Origin of the sequence: Flavobacterium enshiense, from assembly GCF_022836875.1 — a bacterium.
In the GTDB taxonomy this organism is placed as follows: domain Bacteria; phylum Bacteroidota; class Bacteroidia; order Flavobacteriales; family Flavobacteriaceae; genus Flavobacterium; species Flavobacterium enshiense_A.
In genome coordinates this window covers 310,490-335,754 of the sequence record NZ_CP090376.1, presented here as the reverse complement: position 1 = coordinate 335,754, position 25,265 = coordinate 310,490, and the positions used below count along the sequence as shown (strand labels likewise).

19 protein-coding genes are annotated in these 25,265 nt (G+C 39.8%); 8 read left to right on the top strand and 11 right to left on the bottom strand.

Translation table 11 applies throughout. From position 1 onward, the window contains the following. Window positions 1–58 precede the first annotated feature (58 nt). Window positions 59–577: a helix-turn-helix domain-containing protein gene (locus LZF87_RS01500; protein ID WP_244340558.1), complete on the bottom strand. Its 519-nt coding sequence runs from the start codon at window positions 575–577 to the stop codon at window positions 59–61. Window positions 578–879: 302 nt separating this feature from the next. On the opposite strand from LZF87_RS01500, the gene LZF87_RS01495 reads away from it, so the two are divergent. The 3 genes from LZF87_RS01495 to LZF87_RS01485 all read left to right on the top strand — a co-directional run bounded on the left by LZF87_RS01495 (window position 880) and on the right by LZF87_RS01485 (window position 7,956). After that, complete coding sequence (locus LZF87_RS01495; protein ID WP_244340556.1) at window positions 880–4,275, top strand: T9SS type A sorting domain-containing protein; 3,396 nt, start codon at window positions 880–882, stop codon at window positions 4,273–4,275. A 166-nt stretch (window positions 4,276–4,441) separates the two neighbouring features. Next, window positions 4,442–6,370, top strand: coding sequence for a T9SS type A sorting domain-containing protein (locus tag LZF87_RS01490; protein ID WP_244340554.1), 1,929 nt, complete (start codon window positions 4,442–4,444; stop codon window positions 6,368–6,370). Between the two features lie 305 nt (window positions 6,371–6,675). Next, window positions 6,676–7,956, top strand: coding sequence for a DUF445 domain-containing protein (locus LZF87_RS01485; protein ID WP_244340552.1), 1,281 nt, complete (start codon window positions 6,676–6,678; stop codon window positions 7,954–7,956). A 478-nt stretch (window positions 7,957–8,434) separates the two neighbouring features. Here the strand turns inward: LZF87_RS01485 and LZF87_RS01480 are convergent, their stop codons facing one another. Beyond that, window positions 8,435–9,826, bottom strand: a complete 1,392-nt coding sequence (locus tag LZF87_RS01480) for a DUF4403 family protein (protein ID WP_244340550.1) — start codon at window positions 9,824–9,826, stop codon at window positions 8,435–8,437. Window positions 9,827–9,970: 144 nt separating this feature from the next. Here LZF87_RS01480 and LZF87_RS01475 point away from each other — a divergent pair, with 144 nt between their 5' ends. The 3 genes from LZF87_RS01475 (at window position 9,971) to tsaB (ending at window position 13,482) form a co-directional block, all read left to right on the top strand. Continuing rightward, window positions 9,971–11,350: a TolC family protein gene (locus LZF87_RS01475; RefSeq protein WP_244340548.1), complete on the top strand. Its 1,380-nt coding sequence runs from the start codon at window positions 9,971–9,973 to the stop codon at window positions 11,348–11,350. Between the two features lie 3 nt (window positions 11,351–11,353). Further along, window positions 11,354–12,676, top strand: a complete 1,323-nt coding sequence (locus LZF87_RS01470) for an efflux RND transporter periplasmic adaptor subunit (protein ID WP_244340546.1) — start codon at window positions 11,354–11,356, stop codon at window positions 12,674–12,676. A gap of 134 nt (window positions 12,677–12,810) precedes the next feature. Next, window positions 12,811–13,482, top strand: coding sequence for a tRNA (adenosine(37)-N6)-threonylcarbamoyltransferase complex dimerization subunit type 1 TsaB (gene tsaB, locus LZF87_RS01465; protein ID WP_244340544.1), 672 nt, complete (start codon window positions 12,811–12,813; stop codon window positions 13,480–13,482). On the opposite strand, the gene LZF87_RS01460 is transcribed toward tsaB, so the two are convergent. From LZF87_RS01460 to LZF87_RS01445, 4 genes are all read right to left on the bottom strand, one after another. Beyond that, window positions 13,472–14,248 (bottom strand): mechanosensitive ion channel family protein, encoded by a 777-nt coding sequence (locus LZF87_RS01460; RefSeq protein WP_244340542.1) that lies wholly within the window; start codon window positions 14,246–14,248, stop codon window positions 13,472–13,474. The two genes, tsaB and LZF87_RS01460, sit on opposite strands and share 11 nt — an antisense overlap. Then, a complete protein-coding gene (locus LZF87_RS01455; protein WP_244340540.1) occupies window positions 14,249–16,270 on the bottom strand; it encodes a thioredoxin domain-containing protein in 2,022 nt (673 codons plus the stop codon). It abuts the gene before it with no gap. Window positions 16,271–16,330: 60 nt separating this feature from the next. Beyond that, the gene (locus tag LZF87_RS01450; protein WP_023573373.1) at window positions 16,331–16,534 is read right to left on the bottom strand and encodes a dodecin family protein; all 204 of its coding nucleotides are present in this window, start codon (window positions 16,532–16,534) and stop codon (window positions 16,331–16,333) included. Window positions 16,535–16,627: 93 nt separating this feature from the next. Next, window positions 16,628–17,527 (bottom strand): NifU family protein, encoded by a 900-nt coding sequence (locus LZF87_RS01445; protein ID WP_244340538.1) that lies wholly within the window; start codon window positions 17,525–17,527, stop codon window positions 16,628–16,630. Window positions 17,528–17,746: 219 nt separating this feature from the next. Between LZF87_RS01445 and LZF87_RS01440 the strand changes: the two genes are divergently transcribed. Both LZF87_RS01440 and LZF87_RS01435 read left to right on the top strand, forming a co-directional pair. Further along, window positions 17,747–18,745, top strand: coding sequence for a PorP/SprF family type IX secretion system membrane protein (locus LZF87_RS01440; protein ID WP_244340536.1), 999 nt, complete (start codon window positions 17,747–17,749; stop codon window positions 18,743–18,745). A gap of 47 nt (window positions 18,746–18,792) precedes the next feature. Next, window positions 18,793–19,314 carry a gamma carbonic anhydrase family protein gene (locus tag LZF87_RS01435; RefSeq protein WP_244340534.1) on the top strand — a complete coding sequence of 174 codons (522 nt, stop codon included), beginning with the start codon at window positions 18,793–18,795 and terminating at the stop codon, window positions 19,312–19,314. Here LZF87_RS01435 and murI read toward each other — a convergent pair. The 5 genes from murI to LZF87_RS01410 all read right to left on the bottom strand — a co-directional run bounded on the left by murI (window position 19,311) and on the right by LZF87_RS01410 (window position 25,265). After that, a complete protein-coding gene (murI, locus tag LZF87_RS01430; protein WP_244340532.1) occupies window positions 19,311–20,090 on the bottom strand; it encodes a glutamate racemase in 780 nt (259 codons plus the stop codon). The genes LZF87_RS01435 and murI overlap by 4 nt on opposite strands. A gap of 63 nt (window positions 20,091–20,153) precedes the next feature. After that, entirely contained in the window at window positions 20,154–20,663 is a 510-nt protein-coding gene (locus tag LZF87_RS01425) for an OmpH family outer membrane protein (RefSeq protein WP_244340530.1), read from the bottom strand. A 24-nt stretch (window positions 20,664–20,687) separates the two neighbouring features. Next, window positions 20,688–21,803 carry an OmpH family outer membrane protein gene (locus LZF87_RS01420; RefSeq protein WP_244340528.1) on the bottom strand — a complete coding sequence of 372 codons (1,116 nt, stop codon included), beginning with the start codon at window positions 21,801–21,803 and terminating at the stop codon, window positions 20,688–20,690. A 38-nt stretch (window positions 21,804–21,841) separates the two neighbouring features. Further along, window positions 21,842–24,592, bottom strand: coding sequence for an outer membrane protein assembly factor BamA (gene bamA / locus LZF87_RS01415; RefSeq protein ID WP_244340526.1), 2,751 nt, complete (start codon window positions 24,590–24,592; stop codon window positions 21,842–21,844). Continuing rightward, window positions 24,525–25,265 carry an isoprenyl transferase gene (locus LZF87_RS01410; protein ID WP_244340524.1) on the bottom strand — a complete coding sequence of 247 codons (741 nt, stop codon included), beginning with the start codon at window positions 25,263–25,265 and terminating at the stop codon, window positions 24,525–24,527. The genes bamA and LZF87_RS01410 overlap by 68 nt, the downstream gene beginning before the upstream one ends.

The window sequence follows — 25,265 nt, the reverse complement described above, 5'->3', positions numbered from 1 at the left end:
GTAAGAAAATATTTTGTTTTAATGTTTTAAATATGCAATTGAACGGCAGTATGTTTTCTTATGATTTTAATTTTTCTTCGATTTTTAATTTTAACATTTCGAGATTCTCTTTCTTGAGTTGCAATTCATTCAAATGGGATAAACTATGTTTCTTTAAAGTGAGGATGACCCTCTGGTGCACCCTTTTGATTAGTGCCTCAATGTGCGGAATGTTTTTTTGCGATTCGAGAGCTGCTACGGTTTCCAATGCGGCAAAGCTTTCTGTCCTTATGTTTTCGACAATAGTAATATTCTTTTCGATGCGGTCTAATTTAAGGCTCATATTGCCGTATTCGTGCTGAAGTTTGGTTTTTGCGTCCAGCTGTTCTTTTTTAATTAGTTTTTGTATTTCTTTTGATGGTTGTTTTTTCTTTTGTACCGTTTGCATAAGACTTCCCAATTGTTGTTTTGAGTTTAGCGATAAATCCCTTTTGCCGGATTTAAACATAGACCAATTACTTCTCTTTATTCCCAGCAGTATAGCCATTTCTTCTTGTGTTAATCCAAGGGTGTTTTTTATAGTTTGACTGTCTTCCATTTGTGCTTAATTTTTTATTTTTAAGAAATGGGCACAAATTTTATACCGTTTTTCTGAAACGGATTTTATTTGATGCAAAAAAAATGTGCTCATTTTAAAAAAAAAATAATTTTGACACGTATTCGATAAGCCCTCTAATGCTCATAATTCATAACTCCCACCTCGTAATTCGTAATTCTTCATTCGTAATTCTTCATTCGTAATTTTTAACTTAAAATTCGTAAACAAAATCACCTGTTTTAGTGATTGTTTGGTCGTTATAAATTGGTTTTCTTTACCAAGAATTATTAAACAGTTATTTGATGAGGAAATATTATTTGTTATTAGTATGCATTTTGAGTTTAGGATACATCGATACTTCGTTTGCACAGGGTGCGCCACAGCTTCAATGGGTTTTAAATGCGGCTAACGATGCCAACACTCCGTGGGGAGGAAGTTCCGTGGGAGCAAGTATAGCAGTGGATGCCTCAGGGAATCGCTATGTGACAGGTTATTTTACAGATATTGCTGATTTTGACCCTTCGTCAGGCATAGCCAACCTGACTGCGATAGGAACTGGAGATATTTTCATTGCGAAATATGATAGTAGCGGTAATTATCTATGGGCGAAGGCTATAGGGGGGGCATATGGGGATATAGGTCGCTCGATTGCTTTAAATAACAGTGGCGAGGTATATGTTACGGGATTTTTTTGGCAAACTGCAGATTTTGACCCTTCTGGGGCGACCGCTAATTTAACCTCGGCAGGTGGTTCAGATGCCTTCGTGGCGAAATATGACACCAACGGAAACTACCTTTGGGCGAAAGCCATGGGAGGAGCAAGTCAGGATCTGGCTTATTCTCTTGTTATAAACAGTGGAGGAGAGGTATATGTTGCAGGGTCTTTTGAGGGAACTTCCGACTTTGACCCTTCAGCGGCAACGAACAATATTACTTCCGCTGGGAACAATGATATTTTCATAGCGAAATACGACACTAATGGGAATTGCCTTTGGGCGAAAGCCATGGGGGGAACAAGTAGGGATGAGGCGATGGCGATCGCTTTAGACGGTAGCGGACAGATCCATATTACTGGGTACACTGGAGGTGGCGATTTTGATCCCTCAGTTGCTGTGACCAATTTGAGTCCAACTGGAGAAACCGATATCTTCATAGCAAAGTACGACAGTAATGGGAATTATATCTGGGCTAAATCCATCACTAGTGGCATATCTAGTCAGGTGGGGACTTCTATTGTGGTAAAAAGCGACGGTAACGTATATGTCACGGGATATTTTTCTGGTTGGGCCGATTTTGACCCTTCAACGAACACTGCCTATCTATATTCGAAATCTGATTCTCAGGATGTATTTATTGCGGGATACAGCTCGAACGGCGATTATCTTTGGGCGAAAGCGATGGGAGGGACTGGTATTGATGAAGGCCATTCTATTGCTCTGGATCAATATGGAGACTTGTGGGTCGCAGGGGATTTTAGTGGTACAGCAGATTTTAATCCTTCATCATTAACAACGAATCTCGTCTCGAATGGAGATTCGGATCTCTTTATTGCGAAATATCTCACTATGGATTCCCGTGGAGGTGAACTTGTTTTTGCAAGAAAACGAGGAGGGTCAAAAAGAGATAGTGCTGGTTGCATAGTATTAAAAAATAACGGGAATGACCACAATGTATATGTCACCGGATCTTTTCAGGAAACTGTTGCTTTCAACCCTCCGAATAGTAATTTGACAGCGGGGACAGGAGCTTCAAACTGTTTTATTGGACACTATTTTAATTCTGCGGGTGGATTTATAGATTACAGAGATGCACAGGCTATAGGAGGATATCCAAATCAGTCTCCTCGCGAAAGCGGAAAAAGTGTGGCTACAGATTCTTTTGGGAATGTGTATGTTGTGGGTACTTTTTCCGGGACTGCGGATTTCGATCGTTCGGCAGCCACGGTCACTCTGACCGCGGCAGGAGGTGGTGATATGTTTCTTGCGAAGTATGACAGTAATGGGAACTATCTTTGGGCAAAAGCTATTGGAGGAGCAAGTAAATATGAGACACCAATGTCTATAGCCGTAAACACTGTTGGAGAGGTTATAATTGGAGGTTTTTTTTATGATACAACCGATTTTGATCCTTCGGCCGCTACAGCCAATTTGACGTCGCAAGGGGATTCTGATGTTTTTATTGCAAAATATGACAGTAATGGGAACTACCTTTGGGCGAAGTCCATGGGAGGCACAGGTTATGAATATTCTTTTAATATGGTGTTAAACAACAGCGGGCAGATCCATATTATTGGCGAGCTGGATTCTCAATCGGCCGATTTTGATCCATCGGGAGCCACGGCTATTATATCCGCGATTAATAATACGGATGGATCACAGAGTGCTGATTTATATATTGCGAAATACGATACTAATGGTAATTATCTTTGGGCGAAGGTTTTGGGTGGCGACCAATCTGGTTCTATGGGATTTGAGTCAAAACTGGTTGTGAATAGTAGCGGGGAAGTGTATATCGGGGGAGGTTTTAGCGGTACCGTCGATTTTGACCCTTCGACCGCAACGGCTAATTTAACTTCGGTAGATAATAGTTGGGATATGTTTATTGCGAAATACGACAGTTATGGTAGTTACCTTTGGGCGAAGACTATGGGGGGAGAAGGAAAACATGATATAGTTAAAACCATTGCTGTAAGCAGCAGTGGGGATTTGTTTGTCATAGGCGCTTTTGGAAGTACTGTCGATTTTGACCCTTCAGCAGCCACAGTTAATTTGACAGCGACAGGAGAGACCTCGAATTTGTTTATAGCGAAATATGGCAGTAACGGTAATTACATTTGGGCGAAAGCTACGGGAGTTATAGATAATGTGTGGGGGCTTAATCCAAGTTCCATTGCTTTAAGCAGCAATGATGATATGTATATTGGTGGTGTTTTTCAGGGAACTGGCGATTTTGATCCTTCGGCTGCAGTGGCCAATCTGACTTCGGCGGGAGGTAATGATATGTATGTCGCAAAATACGACAGCAACGGAAACTACCTTTGGGCGAAAGCCATGGGAAGTGCGGCTGATGACAATGTCAATTCCATTACGCTAAACAGTAATGGAGAGTTGTATGCAACCGGGTCTTTTCAAAATACAGTCGATTTTGAATCTGTAAATACCTGCAATGACAGCCTGACTGCTATGAGTGAAGACATGTTTTTGGCTAAGTATGGTAATGGTACGTGTATTTTCGCAGTCTCACCTACAGTAACGCAAGTAGGTGCTACTTTAACAGTGAATTCAACTGCCGATACTTACCAATGGATCGATTGTGATAATGGGAATGCACCAATACCGGGTGCAACAGGTCAGTCTTTTACTCCTGCGGTGAGCGGAAATTATGCCGTAGTATTAACAGTTGGAAGTACGCAAGTTACTTCGCATTGCAGTAGATTATTAGGTGTTAATGACGAGGAAATGGCATCTGTAATGTTATATCCAAACCCAACAACGGGTAACTTTACCATCAGCTGGGCTGGTGAGTTGGAATCGGCAGAGATTGTTGTTACCGACATAATGGGGAAAACTATCAAAACAATGCAGTGCCAAGGACAGCAGGAAGCAAGACTTTCTTTGGACGGCGCTGCAAACGGTATCTACTTCGTTCGTTTACAGAGCGGGCAGAAAACCAAACAGTTTAAGTTGATTAAAAAATAGTAATGTTTTCAAATTGATATAAGAAGGCCTTTCCTAAACGGAAAGGCTTTTTTTGTTGGGTTTTTGAATTCCTAATTCTAAACAATGAAACAAAAAGGCTAAGTTTTGTGATTGCCTGAACTTTAAATATTGTTTTCTTTTGTAAGGAATCTTAATCAGTTATTAAATGAAGAAATTTTACTTGTTGATAATATGTGTTTTGGGCTTAGGAAATGCTTTTCCTTCATTTGCACAGGGTGCTCCGCAACTGCAGTGGGTTTTTAATGCGGTAAACAATTCTGCTCCTGAAGCACCATCAATAGGAAGAAGTGTGGCCACTGATACTTTTGGGAATGTTTATGTTGCGGGAGAGTTTTTCGGTACAGCCGATTTTGATCCATCTGCTGCCATAGCTACTTTAACCTCGACGGGTACGGACGATATCTTTATTGCTAAATATGACGGCAACGGAAACTATCTTTGGGCGAAAGCCATAGGGGGAGCAGGTGAAGATTGGGTGTCATCGCTTCTTGTAAATAGTAGTGGTGGGCTTCATATTACTGGGCATTTTGAAGGTACAGCCGATTTTGATCCCTCATCAGCCACAGCAAATTTAACTTGTGTATATGATTCTGATCTTTACATAGCAAAGTACGATAACAATGGCAATTACCTTTGGGCGAAAAGCATGGGTGGTGCAGATTCAAATTATGAATATCCTTTGGCTTTTGCGATAAGCAACAGCGGGGAGTTGTGTGTTGCAGGACGTTTTAATGGTCTTACCGATTTTGACCCTTCGGGCAATACCGTCAATTTGAATGGGGGCGATGACGATACCTTCATTGCGAAATATGATGCCAATGGAAATTATCTTTGGGCAAAACATATCGCGGGGAATGGTACCAGTGAACCCACTTCTCTTGTGTTAAATAGCATTGGAGAACTATATGTTACTGGTAGGTTTAATGATACATTTGATTTCGATCCTTCGGTAGGTGTGGTAAATTTGGTAGGAACTAATGATTTTTTTATAGCTAAATACGACAGCAATGGTAATTATCTTTGGGCGAAAGGTATAGGAGGGCCAAGTGGTGATATTGGTTATTCAATAGCCTTAAATAACAACGGTGATATTTATGTTACAGGTGCTTTTAGAAGTACGGTCGATTTTGACCCTTCGGCCGGAATAGCCAATTTGAGTTCGGCAGGTGCCGGCGATATTTTTATTGCGAAATACGACAGTAACGGGAACTACCTTTCAGCAAAAGCTATGGGGGGGACAAATGGAGAAGCTGGGAGGACGATAAGACTAAACAGTAGTGGAGAGTTGTATTTGATTGGGAATTTTTTTGGGACTGCCGATTTTGACCCTTCGGCCGGAATAGCCAATTTGAGTTCGGCAGGTGCCGGCGATGTTTTTATGGCAAAATACGACAGCAACGGGAACTACCTTTGGGCAAAAGCTGTGGGGGGAATAGGTAATGAAGTACCATGGTTTTCTGCTTTAAATAATAATGGGGATTTGTATGTAACAGGGTATTTTGATGCAACTGCCGATTTTGACCCTTCAATTTCATGCGGTACTCTAACTTCAATGAATGATTATGACTTCTTTCTGGCTAAGTATACTAATGATGCGTGTACTGCCGTTACCGCACCTACAGTAATGCAAACAGGTAATACATTAACAGTTAATAGCACAGCAGACGCTTACCAATGGATCGACTGTAATAACGGAAACAATTCAGTGCAGGGAGCTACGAACCAATCTTTTACACCTGCAGTAAACGGCAACTATGCCGTAGTGCTAACAACGAGATGTTGTCAAAGTACTTCGGCTTGTCAAACGGTAGTATTAGGTGTTAATGACGAGGAAATGGCTTTAGTAACATTGTATCCAAACCCAACAACAGGTAATTTTACCATCAGTTGGGCTGGTGAGTTGGAATCGGCAGAGATTGTTGTTACCGACATAATGGGGAAAACTATCAAAACAATGCAGTGCGAAGGACAGCAGGAAGCAAGGCTTTCTTTGGACGGCGCTGCAAACGGTATCTACTTCGTTCGTTTACAGAGCGGGCAGAAAACCAAACAGTTTAAGTTGATTAAAAAATAGTAATGTTTTCAAATTGATATAAGAAGGCCTTTCCTAAACGGAAAGGCTTTTTTTGTTGGGTTTTGGCTTCGAGAGCCTCGGCCACCGTGCTTCGGCCCTTCGCTCAGGGTAATAGTCAGTCACCGTGCTTTCGCCATCTTCACTCGCTAGCGAATAATAACAAGATAGGTAAAGAGTATGGTCAATTTATCGTAGACGTATCAATTTATTCAATAACTTTAATATGAAATTAAATCTGTAGCTCACAAATTAAAAAGTGTCCACAGAATTCAGCGTTTCTTAAATCGTAAACAATAGCTGCGGTTATGAAAAACAGGGTCGGGACCATTTCGTTACTGATTGCCTTTGGCGGTTTTGCCGTTTTGGAAACAATGATGCAAGTGGGGATAATTGATCATTGGGGCTGGAGCGTACTTAAAGCCGGTTTTGAAGCTGGTACAGTTGGCGGCATGGCCGATTGGTTTGCTGTGAGTGCTCTTTTCTACGAAATCCCCATTCCTTATGTCCGAAAGCATACCGATATCATAGCAAAGAACAGGGCAAAGCTCACCGAAGGAATAGTAGACCTGGTGACTAACAAGTGGCTGTCGCCTGAAGTCATTGCCGAAAAACTGCACGACATCGATCTGGCTCAAAAAGTAATTGTGTTCCTGAAGAAACCTTCCAATCAGGAAAAGGCAATTGGCCTAATCAAGAAAATTGCCTTGAAACTATCCGATGAACTGGAAAATCCCAATCTGGCAAAGTCACTGCAGTCGATGCTGACAGAACAGCTGTCGGAACTGGATTTGGCTTCCTCGTTAGGAGTCTGGCTGGAGAAGTCGATCAAAAACGGCGACCACAACCAAATCTGGGAACAGTTGCTTGAGGCGGGCGCAAAGTCAATCACCGAACCCGAGATAAGGGAACTACTGATAGACAAACTGCGAGATGCTGCCAAAGAGTATGGCAATAAGAGTATTTTAAAAGGACTGACGGTAGCTTTGGGGAGAACATTTAATGCGCTCGATTTTGAAGCTATTGCCGACGAACTGCTGGTGAAAGCGAATGAATTTTTGACCGAAGCCAGGTATAATCCGAATCATCCGGTGCGCTCTAAATTTGACAGTTGGATGCTTGATTTTGCCCATAGGCTGACTACCGGGGATGAGGAAACCCGTAAACTGGTTGATGATTTCACCAATCGTTTTACAGGGCATGCCGATCTTGGCAAGATTATCCAACGGATGTTGGGGGGATTTAAAAATACACTCGCCGAACAGCTCGATAACAATGAAACCCCGCTGATGCAGTTTGTGATTGGGAAACTGAACCAAATTCTGGATAATTTGGAAAATGACACTCAAGCGCGGGAGAGAATTAACCACTGGATAAAGGATACCATCTCCCAAATGCTTGAAGAATTTCATGGCGAGATAGGAAACATGGTGCGCTCAAGTTTGGAAAAATTGGATAATAAGGAATTGGTAGTGCAAATAGAGGAGAAAGTTGGCAATGATTTGCAGTACATACGACTGAATGGTGCCTTGGTTGGCGGATTGGTCGGGGTAATGATTGCCTTGGTAAAAGTCATGTTTGAGGTTTAATTCGCATACATAGAGGGGAATATTATTTTGGGTTTTAAATAAATGTGGCTTCGAGAGCCTCAGCCACCGCGCTCCGATTCTTCGACAAGATGAGGGCAAGTTTAAGTCATTGTGCTTCGACCCTCTGACAATCTCAGGGTCCTACTAGGTACCGAGCGGGTATTAAATTAACTTTCTCTGTTGTATGCTCTTTAAAACTGGAGGTTCTTAACTCTCCGGTGGCTGAGGCTCTCGAAGCCACACATCATTGAAATTGAAGTCGCAATCATGTAAAAAAGCTGTGCCTTCGCGAGCCTCAGGCACTGTGCGGACATTGTATGATAACTTTATCTAGAGCCAGGTGACCCTCGGCAATAAAAGCAATAAAAAAAGCCGTTTCAGATAAAGAAACGGCTTTTTTACTACTGTTAACTGTGATTGCCTTCTGCCTTCTGCTCACTGCGACTGAATACTGCGACTGTTCACGACTGCCCACTGACTAATCCATTCCCTCAATCTTCACGTTCATCTGACCGGAGCCTTTAATGAAAGCAATGATCGCCTTGTCTGTAAGTGCTACTCTGTCAAATTCAAGGTCATTTAATGTTCCGTTTACAAAAACACCTTTCATCGGGGAATAATTGGTAAGATATGGTAATAGGTTTTTCTTCGCTTCGTCCAAATTTCCCTGAATCGAATAACGGCAGGTCTTTTGGATTTTATTCAGGATGATGCCGCTCAGAAGCCAATTGGCAGTTCTTGTTAATGCACCCTTGGTGTCTAAGACATAATCCAACTGGTCAAAGTATATTTCTTTGGTTGCGGCATTGTAACTCGGATAACCGGACAAATAAATGGTTCCATTTACGCTTCCGATCATATCCAACGCAACAATCATCTTGCCGTCTTTGTGCCATAAATCTACTTTCTGTACCGTTACTTTTCGGCTTCCCGATGAGAAGACCTGTCCCTGGAATTTCTTATTTATAAGGCGTGAAGCGGTTTCGTAGGTGGAAACAGCTGCTACGCTGGCTTCAATTTTATTTGGCATACTGGTTACCGGTTTCAGTACTATGTTTTCCTTTTTAAAGGTGTTGGCGGGCTTTTCTCCCACGACGGTCTGCATACTGCATTTCAATCCCATGTCCATGGTGATTTTGTTTTTAGCCAAAACAGCATCGGTTACATACAATTCGGCCGGGATCATTTTAAACCAGGCTTCATATTGCTCACTGGTTTGAATCGGAATGCTCAATTTTTCCAGAACCGATAAAACTGTCGGCCTGAAATCAACCGACTTGCCAATAGCATTATCTATTTTCTTGGCGATTTTCGATTTGAAAATGCGAAGTGTCGGATTTACAATGTAGGTAATTGGTATATTTTTTCCAGAAACAACAATGGATGGGCTTTCACTCCATTCAAAATCTTCAATGCTTGATGAAGTGGTAAGTTTCCAGTTCGAGAGTTTTACATCGCTTAAAATAGTAACCGTACCGTTAAGATTGATTTCACGGGTGTCATTCAGTCCCAGGTAATCGGTTCCGTATTTTAGTTTAATCCACATTTTCAAAGGGACTACCGATTCGAGATTTCCGTTTTTCTCGGTTAGTTTTATGGGTGCCTGTTTCCATATTTTCATCTCGGTTTTATCATCAGAAAGTATGCTGTCGTTGTAAATTAAACCAGTTAAAGCTTTGTTGAGTTGGGTCTCAACTTCCTTTAACGGGATTTCGACAGGCATGTTGATAAAGGAAGTGCTTGTTTCGTATACCGCCGGGGTATTGTCGCTCGGTACTGGTTTTAGCGCTTCTATTTTTTTTGAGGATGAGCAGCCAATTGGGACGGCCAATAAAGAAAAAAAGACTAATAAAGAGAAAAGTAGCTTCATGTGGGTTTTAATAAATCGGAGTAAAAGTAAAATTTTTATTCTTAGCGTGCTGTAACTTTTTGTAAAGAAATGCGTCTTATGGTTTTTAAGAATAAGAGCGTACTTTCTGATAAAATCGGTACAGGCTCTTTTCAAAATCAGTATATGAAAAGAACAATTACAGTTAAAACACTGTTTTTCGGATTGCTGTTGATGTCATTTCATTCCAAAGGGCAATCCAAAAAATGGACTCTTGAGGAATGTGTGAACTATGCAATGGAAAAAAACATATCCATACGGAACACAACCTTGGATAAGGAACTTTCGGATATTTCCAAAAAGGAGGCGTATGGTAATTTCCTGCCAAACGTGACTGGGTCGGCCTCGCATTCCTGGAACATTGGTTTGAACCAGGATATTACTACGGGTTTACTGAGAAACCAGACCACGCAGTATAGCAATGTTGGGGTCAATGCGGGTGTTGATATTTATAAAGGGCTTCAGAATCAAAACCGCTTACGAAAAGCCAATCTTTCCATCATAGCGACACAATACCAGTTGACCAAAATGCAGGAAGATGTTTCGCTTAATGTCGTGAACGCCTATCTGCAGATTATTTTCAATAAGGAAAATTTAAAAGTGCAGCAGGAGCAGTTGAGTTATGAAAATAAACAAATGCAGCGCACTCAGGAATTGGTTGATGCCGGCGTTGTACCAAAAGGAGATTTGATGGACGTGAAAGCCACAGTAGCGACCACTACCCAAAGGATGATTGCTGCTGAAAACGCGTTGCTGATTTCAAAACTGAGCCTGTCGCAATTGCTTCAGTTGGAGGATTTTCAGAACTTCGATATTGCCGATACTTCAGTGCCTGTTCAGGAAAGCAGTATTTTGTTGCAGGAGCCTAAAGTTATTTTTGACAAGGCGAAAGAAATACGAACCGACATCAAAATGGCGGAAACAAATGTTGAGATTGCCGAAAAAGATTTGAAAATAGCGCGTGGTGCCTATCAGCCAACATTAGGCGGGTTTTACGGTTTTGCTACCCGTGCTTCGTATTCGGATAGATTAGAGTTGGATCCGGTTACCAATAGTCCAATTGTTGTAGGGCCAAAACCGGTTTTAGACCAGTTCGATGAAAACAAAGGACATAATCTCGGATTGTCATTAAATGTTCCGATTTTACAAGGTTTGTCAGTCAGAAATAATGTAGCGCGTTCAAAAGTAGCTTTGGAACGTTCTAAAATTAATTTGGAACAAAACCAGTTGGATTTAGAGCGTACGGTTTATACGGCATACACCGACACAAAAGGCGCTTTGAAATCGTATGAAGCAGCGGTGACTACTTTAGAGGCCAGAGAACAGTCATATAATTATGCAAAAGAGCGCTACGAAGTTGGTTTAATGAATGTTTTCGATTTCAATCAGGCACAAACATTATATGTAAATGCTCAATCGGAGGTTTTAAGAACTAAATACGATTATATTTTCAGAACAAAAATATTGGAATTTTACTTCGGAATACCAATTGTACAAAAACAATAAATCATGACAAAAAAGACAAAATATTTAGTGTTAGGAGGAACATTAGTCTTAGTTGCGGCATTGGTAATGCTAAGCAAAAAAGGGGTTATCGGGAATAAAGACGAAGGAAAAGAGGTTGAAATTGCCAAGACCGATGCTATCACTATTGTGGAAACGGTTTCGGCTACCGGAAAAGTCCAGCCGGAAGTGGAGGTTAAAATTTCTTCGGAAGTGTCGGGAGAGATTATTTCGCTGCCTGTTAAGGAAGGACAAACCGTTAAAAAAGGGGATTTACTGGTGAAAATCAATCCGGACATTTATGAGTCGGGTGTGAATCGTACCGTGGCTTCCCTGTCGACAACCAAAGCAGGATTAAATCAGGCCGATGCCCAATTGAAAGAAGCAAAATCAAATTACGACAGAAATAAAAGACTGTTTGAAAAAGGAGTGATTTCAAAATCGGAATGGGATAAGGTGGTTTCTGCATATGAGGTTGCCGAAGCGAATAAACAATCGGCTTACTATAACGTGAAAAGTGCTTCGGCTACTGTAACGGAAGCAAAGGATAACCTTGGAAGAACTACCATTTACTCTCCTGCGGACGGAACGATTTCAAGATTGGATGTGGAATTGGGAGAGCGCGTTTTAGGAACCCAGCAAATGGCAGGAACTGAATTACTACGCGTAGCCAACCTGAACAATATGGAAGTGGAAGTGGATGTTAATGAAAACGATATCGTTAAGATCAGCATAGGAGATGAAGCTAAAATTGAAGTGGATGCCTATTTGAAAAAAGAATTCAAAGGGATTGTTACCAGTATTTCCAATTCGTCTGTAGCAACGACTTCTGCGGATCAGGTGACCAATTTTAAAGTGAAAGTGCGTATTTTGAAAGAATCGTATGCAGATTTAACAGAAGGAAAGCCGGCTAACTTTTCGCCTTTCCGTCCGGGGATGACGGCTACGGTGGATATCATAACCACCCGAAAAGAAAATATCCTTGCTGTGCCAATCAGTGCGGTTGTAATGAAAACAGATACTACTGCTGTTAAAAAGGATGTGGTAGAGGAACTAGAAAAAGAACAGGAAGAGAAAATCAAAGGCTCTACCGATAAAAAATACGAATGTGTATTTGTTAAAGTTGGAGACAAAGCAAAATTGCGCGTTATCAAAACCGGTATTCAGGACGATACCAATATCGAAGTGCTTAGCGGATTGAAAAAAGGAGATGTTGTAATCGTGGGGCCTTATACCACCGTAACCAAAGAATTGAATCCGGGAGATAAAGTCACAACCAAGAAGAAAGATGCCGGAGAAAAAGACAAAGACAAGGAAGAAAAAGCATAGGAGGATTAATTCAAATTAAATCAAATTCCAAAATCCAAATGGTTTGCATAAAGCAGCTGTTTGGATTTTTTTTGGAATTTTGGATTTGTAATTTGGAATTTCAAAACCGTATCTTTGCTAATAATTTCAAAGTCATGGCTTATATTTTAAATGTTGAAACGGCAACCAAAAACTGTTCGGTAACCATTGCGAATGAAGGGAAAACCATCGTTTGTGTGGAAGTAGCCGATGAAGGATATTCCCATGCGGAGAAGCTGCACCTTTTTTTTGAGGAAGCTTTGCGTCAGGCTGGGATAACGTTTCAGGATTTAAAAGCTGTGGCCGTTAGTCAGGGACCGGGTTCTTATACGGGATTACGTATAGGTGTTTCGGCGGCGAAAGGATTGTCGTATTCACTCAATATTCCATTGATCGCAACCGATACGTTGGAGGCTTTGGCACGCAAAATCAGTATCGAAAATGGTTCTATAGTTCCTATGATTGATGCCCGTCGCATGGAAGTATTTGCTTGCGGTTTTGATCGAAATTATGTGAAGCAGTTTGAAACCAGAGCGGATATAATCGATGCGAATTCGTATACCGAATTATCCGGAACTATACACTTGGTGGGTGATGGTGCTCCAAAATGCAAAGAAGTTCTCAACTCAGAACGTTTTGTGTACCACGATGAAGTTGTTTATCCGTCTTCTAATGAAATGGCCGCAATGTCATTTGAAAAGTACAAAAAAAGCGACTTTGTGGATGTCGCTTATTTTGAACCTTTTTATTTGAAAGATTTTGTGATGACTACTAAGCCTAAAGTTTAACTACGCTTTTACTTCGTTCCAGTATATCTGAATTAACCATGTGGAAATCTGCGTTCTTTACCCATACGCGAACGGCGAAATTTACGGTAGAGTCGGTAAGTTCGTTCACGGTAACTTCCGGGGCCGGTGATTTTAATACTTTCGAATGGGTAGTAACGATTGTTTCCAATTCACTTTTTACGGCTTTGATATTCGAATCATAGCTTGTACGTACAATCAAGTCACTGCGGCGCGTGCTTTTTTGAGAAAGGTTTTTGATTTTTCCGTTGGATAAAATACCGTTGGGTATATAGATGATGTGGTTTTGAGCGGTTAGGATTTTGGTCGTGAAAATCTGAATTTCCAACACTTTTCCTGATTCTGATTGTGCTTCAATCGTGTCACCCGCTTTAAAAGGTTTGAACATGATAATCAGCATTCCACCCGCAAAATTCGAAAGTGAACCTTGCAGTGACATACCGATGGCTAAACCGATGGCTCCAAAGATGGCTACGAATGAAGTGGTTTCGATACCAAGGCGTGAAATAACCGTTACAAAGAGCAATACGCGGGCACCCCACATCAGAATGTCGGAGATGAAATGGATTACCGTAGGATCCAATTGTCGTTTGACCATGATTTGTTCGGCCAATTTTCTGAAGATCTTAATTCCCCAGATGCCGACAAGCAATACCAAGGCTGCAGAAATTACCTTTGGCGAAAAATCGATTAAAACATTTACATAGTGTACGACGAGATTGTGCGCTTGTTCTACTTGAATAGTCATTTAGTTGATTTTTAGTTCAGATACCGTGGCCTCGAGTGAGGTATTGGGTAACAAACAGTTTTTATTGTGGCAAATATAAAACAGAAGACTTTCTTCGTCAAACCGGTTGGTTAAAAAAGGCAGATCGGATTGGGTTGTACTTCCTGCAACTATTACATTGGGAAGGTATTCGGCGTTTATCTTTTTCAGATTTTCAAGTGCTTTTTTGCCGCAAATGGCAAGTTCTTTATTGTCTTCGGACTGATGCAGCCATAAAATCATCCAGTTTGAATAGGCCGAAGCATAATCCAGATGCGGAATCATGTGATGCAGCATTTGCAAAGCTGTTTTTTCGTAATAAGAGTTATGATATAAAAGAGATAAGACAAATAAGTTATTGGCCATTACTGAATTAGATGCCGGAATAACATTGTCTTCCGTTTCGAAGTGGGAAGCGATGAGTTGTTTTTCGTTGCGGGCAGTAAAGGCAAAAAACTGTTGGTTTTCATCATAGAAATGTTCAAGGCAATAATCAGTTAACTGTTTGGCGTGCTTCAGATAATTTTCCTCTAAAGTGGCCTGATACAATCCTATAAAAGCATCGATTACAAAAGCATAATCCTCTAAGAAACCTTTAATAGCGCTCTTTCCGTTTTTATACGAATGCCAAAGAAAGCCATCTTCCGACCATTGTTTTTGGATGATAAATTGGGCATTTTTTTTGGCGATGTTCAGATAATGTTCGTTGCCTAGCGCTTTGTAAGCGTCCACGTAACCTTTCAGCATCATAGCATTCCATGATGTCAATGATTTGTCATCCAGCCTTGGTTTTGGACGTTTTTCCCTTTCGGAAAAAAGCAGTTGTTCCCAATTTTTCTTTTTATCGAGTAATTCGGTTTCGGTCAGGCCGAATTGTGATGCGATATCTTCTGTCGACTGGCTTTGAATCAAAACATAATTGTCTTTTTCCCAATAACCGAAATCATTTATGTTGAAGAGTTCTGAAAAAATTTCAAAATCGTCTTTTAATAATTTCTGCAATTGGTCTTTTTTCCACACATAAAAAGCACCTTCTTCCAGTTCGGCAATTTCGTTGATGCTGTCGGCATCCAATGCGGAATAAAATGCATTGTCTGGATTGAGCAATTCGCGTTCGATGAAGACCAGCGTTTTTTCAATCACTTCCTTGTAAAGAGGGTTTTGCGTTCTTTTGTACGCTTCTGCATATAGCGAAATCAATTGTCCGTTATCGTACAACATCTTTTCAAAGTGGGGAACATGCCAGCGCATGTCTACCGAATATCTTGAAAAACCGCCGCCGACTGCGTCAAAGAGGCCTCCGGAAGCCATTCGCATAAGCGTCAAATCGACAAAATCCAATAAATCTACGGATTTCGTTTGATAGCCATAACGTTGCAAAAACAAATAATTGTTGGGCATCATGAACTTAGGTGCCCTTGCATAACCGCCAAATTCCCAGTCGAAACTTCGAGACCATTTTTCCACCATGGGCTTGATGTTGGCAGGGTCGATTTTTTCGTCTGATGGATTTTTTTGAACAAGGCCCAGCAGCGAAATTCCCTGATGGAGTTTTTCTGCATAATCGATCATCTTTTCCGGACTTTCCGTAAAAAGTTTTTGAAGCTGCTGCAGGATGTCGATCCAATCCGCTTTTCTGTGATAGGTTCCGCCCCATACCGGACGGCCATCGGGAAGGCAGACCACATTTAAAGGCCAGCCGCCCTGTTTTGTCATTAACTGAACGGCTTTCATGTAAATGGCATCAACGTCGGGACGCTCTTCGCGGTCTACTTTTACGGATATGAAATTCGGATTCATTACGTTCGCAACATCTTCGTCTTCAAAACTCTCATGCTCCATTACGTGGCACCAATGGCAGGACGAATATCCGATGCTCACGATAATGAGTTTGTTTTCGTTTTTGGCTGATTGCAGGGTGTGATCATTCCATGCCTTCCAATGGATGGGGTTGTTGGCGTGCTGTAATAAATACGGACTGGTTTCGTGCTGTAGTTCGTTCATAATCGCAGATAAAAAAAGCGTTCAATATTGAACGCTTAAAGATACGGTGATTTCCCGATATTATTTTATTTCGAACGTCAGTTTCAGATTGACCCTGTAGTGTGTGACTTTGCCTTCGTCGTTCACAACAGCACTTTGCTCCTGAACATAAGCCGATCGGATATGTTTTAGTGTTTTGGCAGCTTCAGCTACTCCTTTACGGGTTGCTTCTTCCCAGCTGACATCTGAGCTGGATAAAATTTCGATTACTTTTAGAACTCCCATAATCTATTGTTTTTAAATGTTTTACCTGTTAAAATTAAAAGGTAATCGTGTTGAAAACAATTCCTGTGGGAAGTTTTAGAGCAAAAGACAGAATTATCCGTTGACTGCTTCTACTTTGATTTCCTGATCGTGTAACATTTCTTTCAGCATGTTTTCGATACCGCTTTTCAATGTAAATGTTGATGACGGACAACCGCTGCATGCGCCCTGAAGAATTACTTTTACCCGTTTTTCTTTCTCATCATACGATTGGAAGGCAATGTTTCCTCCGTCTGACTGAACTGCAGGTTTTACGTATTCTTCCAGGATGTTTATGATCTGTTGTGAAGTAGCGTCAAGTTTATCGAAATATGCTTCCTGTTGTTTTTCGTGGTTAGCTGTTTTTACTATTTGAGTTTCATCAATAACGATTTTGTCTTCCTCGATATATGTTTTAATGAATGCGCGGATTTCCTGCGTGATTTCCATCCAGTCAGCGATTTCGTATTTGGAGATGGAAACATAATTTTCGTCGATAAACACCTCTTTAACGAATGGGAATCTGAATAATTCTTTTGCTAATGGTGAAGCGGCGCTATCGTCTATATTTTTGCATTCCACTGCCGTTTTAGTCAGCATTTTGCTGGCTACGAATTTCATAACAGATGGGTTAGGTGTGGTTTCGCTGTAAACCGTTACAGGGATTTTTTTATTTTCCGAATCTTCGATGTTCAGTATTTTTCCGCCTTTGTCAACAAACGTTTCGATTTGTTCGGCCACCAATTCCTTCACTTCGTGCCATTCCACGATTGAAAATTTTTCAATAGCGATGAAATTTCCTGAGATGTAAACCGTTTTTACAAACGGAAGGTAGAATAATTGTTTAGCAAGAGGAGATGGTGCGGTCTCATCTATGTTTTTGAATTCAAAATTCTGGTTTTTGGTGATAAAATCCGGAAATTCAAATTTTAATATGCTGGGATTCTGTGTTTCTCGTATCGTTACTTTTTTCATCTTTTTGTTATTTTTTGCAAATTTAAGGAAGTTGTATGCTATGAATAATTATATTTGACGTTTTAAAGAAAAAATTAACAGATTGTTTTCATTTTTTTATACTAAAATGTGCAAAAAAAAAATCGATTGTTTTTGTTATTTAAAAATTTATATATTTGGGGAGTATTGAAAAATACCCCTATTTTTTAAACAAACTACCCCTATCAATAATAAAGAAATATGAACATACTGAAAAAGCGCTTTTTAATTTTAGCTTTATTTTTGACCCAACTATCATTCTCTCAGGAGGGACTTCCTGTTTATTCAGATTATTTATCGGATAACTATTATTTAATTCACCCTTCCATGGCGGGAGCTTCTAACTGTGCAAAAGTGAGATTGACAGCACGTAACCAATGGTTTGGTGAGGCTGATGCTCCGGCATTGCAAACGTTGAGTTTTAACACGTCTTTGGGTGATGAAGGAACATCGGCTTTTGGTGCTATTGTGTTCAATGATCGTAACGGATATCACTCACAGACAGGTGCCAAAGTTACTTATGCTCACCATATCCGTTTTTCTCAAGGTAATGACGATTTGAATATGCTTTCTTTTGGAGCAAACGTCGGAATTATTCAGAGTAGATTGGACGAATCTGAATTTGAAGGATTTGATCCGGTTGTTGGAGGTACAAAGCAAGATTATACTTATTTCAATGTGGATTTGGGAATGTCTTATCACTTTGTTGATTTTTACGCTCATTTTACTGTTAAAAATGCAATTGAGTCTAAACGTGAAATTTATACCGATATCGAATTCGACAATTTAAGAAAATATATTGTTTCTGCAGGTTATACCTTTGGAAACGAAGATGGTCTTTTATGGGAGCCGTCAGTTATGTTTCAAGCATTTGAGCAAACCAAAGAGAAATCTATTGATATAAACCTTAAACTTTATAAAAATATGGAGGACTTCGGTAAAGTTTGGGGAGGTCTTTCATATAGAAGAAGTTTTGATGCAACGCAATATTATGAAGGGGGAACTGTTCAAGACCAATCGTTGCAGTATTTTACGCCAATCGTTGGTGTAAATTACAAAAACTTCATGTTTGCTTACACGTATTCTTATTTATCACAAGCTGTTAAATTCGATAACAGTGGTTTCCACCAGATTACATTAGGTTTCAACTTTAACTGTAAACGTGAGCCTTACCACTGTAACTGTCCTGCAGTAAATTAATTAAAATTTAATATGTCCCGTTTATCGGGACTTTTTTTTGATATAATATGGCATTGATTAAAGAAGTCAGAGGAAAATATCCTCAAATACCGGAGGATTGTTATGTAGCAGATAATGCTACCATTGTTGGAGATGTTACTTTAGGGGCATCTTGTAGTATTTGGTTTAATGCTGTTGTACGCGGCGATGTTCATTCGATCACCATCGGTAACAAAGTGAACATTCAGGACGGTGCAGTAATTCATTGTACTTACCAAAAACATCCGACTGTAATAGGGAATAATGTTTCTATCGGTCATAACGCTATAGTGCACGGCTGTACAGTACACGATAATGTATTAATTGGAATGGGAGCTATTATTATGGATAATTGCGTTATCAATAGCAATACAATCATTGGGGCAGGCTCTGTTGTTACACAAAATACCGTTGTGGAATCCGGGGCGATTTACGCAGGAATCCCTGCAAAGAAGGTGAAAGATATCAATACGTCTGATTTCGCCGGTGAAATCGAGCGTATATCCAATAATTACGTCATGTATTCGAGTTGGTTTAAGGAGGGAAATTAAAAGTCCCTTTCAAATACATTGTCGTTGAATCCAAGAATGTCTTTAAGAACCGTGGAGTCACTGTTGGCATAAAAAATCTGCTTTTTAGTTTCATCGGAACTATTTAGCAGATTATTTTTTATAAGGATATTTTGGGTTTGCTTGGCCACAGCTTCCCCAGAATCAATGATTTTTATATGGTCGGGTATGATTTTTTTTATTTGAGGAATCAAGTAGGGGTAATGGGTGCAGCCTAAAACCAGATAGTCTATGTTCGCTGCAATCATTGGTTTGAGGTATTCTTCCAAAAGTGAAGTCATTTCAGGCGAATCTATTTTGCCTTGTTCAACCAATTGAACAAGCCCGTGACCAATTTGCTCGATAATTTTGACGTTCGAGTGGGAGGCAACCGCTTTGCTAAAAAGTTCGCTGTTAATGGTTCCTTTGGTTGCCAAAATACCGATGGTTTGTGTCTTCGATTGATTTGCGGCCGGTTTAATAGCCGGTTCAATTCCTATAAAAGGAACGTCATATTTGGCGCGTAGTTCTTTAATAGCATTTGTCGTGGCAGTATTACAGGCGACCACTATTAATTTGCATCCTAGATCTAATAACATCTCTGTGTTTTTGCAACTCAACGCAATTATTTCCTCTTTGGGACGTTGTCCGTAAGGAGCGTTTTTACTGTCTGAAAGGTAAATAGTGTTTTCGTTGGGCATAAGGCTGTGAATTTCCTTCCAGATGGATGTACCGCCAATGCCAGAGTCGAAGATGCCTATAGGTTTATTGCTGCTCATAAAACAAATGTAAAAAAAACTGCTCTAAATTTAGAGCAGTTTTTCGTATTTAGGAAAATTTTATTAGAATCCTAATTCTTTTTTAACGTCAGTCAATAAGCTTGGACCTTCTGCTACGATTACACCACTACCTGGAGTCGCATCAAGTACATATTGGAAACCTTTAACTTTTGCTACTTTCTGAATAGCTGCCTTAGCTTTGTCCATGATTGGTTTTACAAGGTCCATTTCTTTTTGCTGTAATTCTTTCTGAGCAGTATCTCTGTATTGTTGGATACGCTGTCCCATATCCTGCATTTCTTTTGCACGGGTTTCGTTTACGGCTTCAGTAACTGTTGATGCTTCTGATTCGTATTTTTTCATTTTGTTCTGGTACTCAGTTACCATGGTTTTGTATTCGTTGTCATAAGTTTCGCTTATCTTTTTAACCTGAGCCTGAGCTGTTTTCATTTCTGGCATGTTAGTCATTAGCTCCTGAACATCGATATGAGCTACTTTTGCTTGTGCTGAAATAGTTTGGTTTGCACCGATGAACAATGCTGCAGCGATAAGTAAAGTTTTTAATTGTTTCATTGTTAGAATAGTTATTAGTAATTTTTAATTTTTGTTTTCTTCTGTTTTATTTTCCTCTGTTTTGTTTTCCTCTGTTTTGTTTTCTTCAGCTTTCTTTTTTGCGGCTTCTTCTCTTTCTTTTTTGGCTTTTTCCCTGTCTTCTATAATTTTTTTACGTTTTTCTTCCAGTATTTTTTTTCTTTCTTCCAATAGCTTTTGGCGTTCTTCAGCAGCTGTTTTCTTTTTTGCTTCGGCTTCCGCTTTTTTCTCGGCATTTATTTCAGCCTGAGTTTTTTCTTTTGGTTTATCGTCTGTAAGTTTGTCTTCACTCGCTTTTCCGTCAGCAGGTTTTTCTTCACTCGCTTTTCCGTCCGGCGTATCTGTTGCAGGTGCAGTGGTTGTTTTACCTTGTTGCTTGTTCTTTCTTTCTTCTAAAAGTTGTTTTCTGCGTTCTTCGGCTTCTTTTTTCTTTTGTTCGATGGCCTGTTTTCTTTCTTCTATAAGTTTTTCACGAGCCGCTTTTTTCTCGTCTAATTTTTTCTGTCTTTCAATCTGATCCGGATTTTCGGCGGCCATGTCGTCTAAAGCATCTTGTTTTTCCTGCTCTTTTATTTGCTTTTTAGACATCTGTTCTTTCTTTTGAGCACGCATTAAAACTCGCAACACTCGGTCGCTTAAGTCGAAGCGTTGATTTGCAAACATCATGGTTAAATCCGATGACTTGTCAAATATAAAATCATATTTCTGAGCCGCAGCTATGTCTTGTACGGCTGTAAATACCTGATCTTGTATTGGCTTAATCAAGGTGGATTTCTGAATCATTAAGTCACCGTTAGGACCGAATCTTTTTTGCTGATATTCCAACAATTCTTTTTCAAGAAAGCCTATCGCTTCTTCTCTTTCTGCAATTAGTTCCTTGGTTAAAAGAACTTTTTCAGTATTTAAATTGTCTTTCAGTTTGTTTATCTCATTTTTCTTAACTTCAATCTCCTGTTTCCAGGTTTGCGCTTTCTGTTCCAATTGGTTTTTGGCTTCGGCATATTCCGGTGCTTTCTCCAAGATATAATCCATGTCAATATAACCTACCTTCACGCCTTTGCTTTGGGCGTTTGCAGTTAAAAAAGCGAAGCTTACAAGTACAAGTAAAAAATGTTTTCTCATAATGTTGATAAAGTTAATTTCAACTATCATGCCAAACTTTAAAACTGTTGGCCAATGATGAAGTGGGTTTGCCATCCGCTTTTTTGGGTTTGTCCCGGAACTGCGTCAAATCCGTGAGCAAAATCAATACCCAATAAGCCAAAGGCAGGCATAAATACTCTTAAACCAACTCCTGCTGATCGTTTTAAAGAAAATGGCGTGTAGTTCTTAAACGAATCGAAGGATGCACCTGCTTCTGCAAAGGTGAGGGCGTAAATGGAAGCCGACTGTGCTAAAGTTATCGGATAACGCAATTCCAATGAAAACTTATTGTACACGGTCGCTCCAACCTGTTGTCCGTATTTCGGACCTGGTTCTTCAATAATAGGAGCTAGGGACTGATTCGGATATCCTCTCAGCTGAATTACCTCGCGGCCGTCCATAGAGAAGTTTGCCAATCCGTCACCACCTAAATAAAAACGCTCGAAAGGTACCAGACCTCTTTCCTGGTTATAAGCACCAAGGAATCCGAATTCCCCTAAGGTACGTAAAACTAATTTTTCATACACTTTAGTATACCAATCGGCTTTAAATTTAATTTTATAATACTCTAACCATTTGAAGCGAATCTGATCCACTTTGGCCTGATCCGCAGCAGCTAAGGTGTAATCGTTACCTGGAACCGCATTTCCGTCTTCATCCAAGTACGTGCCTGCAGGAACGTAGGTGCCATCAGCTGTCTGTTGCGCCTTAGTGGTAACTACTTTATTTTCCTCTAAATTACCTAAATTTCCGTAATCTACACCATTAAAAAGAGAATATGGCAGAGTAAATTTACCTGTAAGCGAAAATTCCGAGCCATAAGTTGGGTAAATTGGGTTGTTACCTTTACTGTTTCTTGATAAGGCTACGGTATAGGTTAAGTTTCTGGAATCTCCGTTACCAAAGGTGAAAAGACCGGTAAAATAGTTGTTTAGGTTGTAGTACTGGAAGGATACAGATTGCGATAAAATGAAGTAATCATCCGGTACTGATAATTTTTTTGCCATACCAACAGAAATTGAAGAAATGGTAAAGCTTTGTTCTTTTGTCACATCGCGGGTTGAGTAATTGTATAAATACTGTTTACTGTGGGAAAGGGAAGTTGAAAAACTCACTGGTTTCTTACCTCCAAACCAAGGTTCTGTAAAGGATAAACTATACGTTTGGAAATAGGAACTACCTTGTAAACGCAATGCCATTTTCTGACCATCTCCCATTGGAAGTGGTTTGTAGGCATCTTTGTTGAATAAATTTCTTATGGAGAAGTTGTTAAAGGAAAGCCCTAAGGTTCCGATAAAACCGCCACCACCGTATCCACCTTGTAGCTCTACCTGGCTTGATCCTTTTTCAACTACATTGTAATTGATATCCACAGTTCCGTCAGCGCCGTTGGGTTTTACATCCGGCTTAAGGGCTTCTGCGTCAAAGAAACCTAGCTGACCAAGTTCACGAAGGCTTCGCATCACATTATCCTTGCTCCATTTCTGGCCTGGTTTTGTACGTAATTCTCGGTAAATAACATGGTCATTTGTTCGGTCGTTTCCTGTAACCGTAACTTTGTTGAAATAGGCAACAGGGCCTTCCGTTATGCGGATTTCAAAGTCTATGGTGTCGTTAGCGGTTTTTACTTCAACAGCGTTAATGTTGGAGAAAAGATATCCGTTGTTTTGGTATTCGTTGGTTAGGTCCTCTCCGTCGGGTCTTGATTTATCCGCGATACGTTCCTGAAGTAATTTTCCGTTATAAACATCGCCTTTTTTAATGCCTAATATTTGTTCAAGATGTCGATTGTTGTATACTGTATTTCCTAAAAAACGAATGTCGCCGAAATAATATTTTTTCCCTTCTTCAAGTTTGATCTTGATGTCGACAGTGTTTTTTTTCTTATCGTAAGTTACGGTTTCATCAGTGATTCTTGCATCGCGGTATCCGTTTTCCTTGTATTCATCAACAAGGGCAACCAAATCCTCATTGTATTTATCTTTGATGAATTTAGAAGATTTATAGATTCGCATTGGATTCCAAATGCTTTTCTCTTTAGTGTTTGAAAGGGTTCTCTTAAGTTTGTCTGTTGTAAATTCAGAGTTGCCTTCAAATACGATGTCGTTGATTTTTACTTTTTTGCCACGGTCAACATTAACTACCATGTTTACTCGGTTCTCGGTAGAATCGGGAATAGTATTTATGGTTACTTTTGTATTGTAAAAACCGTCTTTTTTGTATTTGTTTTCGATGTAATTCTTTGTGGTTGTTAAAAGGTTTTCATTAACAACTTTGTCTTTCTTTAGATCATTGTCTTTAATTAAATCGTCAACTTTTCCTTTTTTTACACCTTGGAATTTAACTTCGTTCAGTTTTGGTAATTCGTTGATGTTTAACTCAAGGAATATACTGTCGTTCTGAATTTTTTGGACATAAAAGTTGATGTCATTGAAAAGACCTAATTTCCAAAGTTTTTTAATGGCGCTACTGATTTCATCACCGGGAACGGTAATGGTTTCTCCTTTTTCTAAACCTGAAAATGTAACAATTGTCTGTTGATTGTAGGTTATTTTGCCGGTTACATCAACATTGGCAAGAACGTATTTTTTTCCTGCTTCGGGCGCGTTGTTATCTTGATCTTGAGCGTTTACGGTGGAAATACTTCCTAAAAATATAATTGCAAAAACTAGTTTTATAGTTTTTTGAAACATTTTGAAATTATTTAATTTGTTCACTTGTTTTTCCAAATCTTCGTTCTCTTTTTTGATAGCTGATAATCGCGTCATATAAGTCTTTTTCTCTAAAGTCAGGCCATAATACATCAGTAAAATAGAACTCAGCGTAAGCAATTTGCCACAGCAAAAAGTTGCTGATGCGCTGCTCACCACTAGTTCTAATTACTAAATCTACATCGGGTAGATCATGCGTGTAAAGATGCTGATTAATAATCGTTTCATCAATATCAGTTGCCGAAATTATGTTATTTTTAACTTTATCGCTGATGTTTCTTACAGCTCTGATGATTTCTTCACGAGAGCCATAGCTTAAAGCCAGCGTTAAAGTCATTCGTTTGTTGTTTTTTGTTTTGTCAATTACGTCAAGTAATTCTTTCTTTACCGAAGTGGGAAGACTGTCAAGATTTCCGATGGAATTCAAGCGGATGTCGTTCTTGGTAAGTGTTTTCAGTTCTCCCTTTAAAGAAGAAATTAAAAGTTTCATCAAAGCTTCAACTTCAAATTTTGGGCGGTTCCAGTTTTCAGTTGAAAATGCGTAAAGGGTTAGGTTTTCGATGCCTAATTTGGCACAGCTTTCCACCACTGCACGAACCGATTTTGTTCCGCTTTCATGGCCAAAAGCGCGAAGCATTCCTTTTTGTTTTGCCCAACGTCCGTTCCCGTCCATGATTATGGCCAGGTGCTTGGGTAAATTATCTTTGTTTATATTTTCCGGTAAACTCAT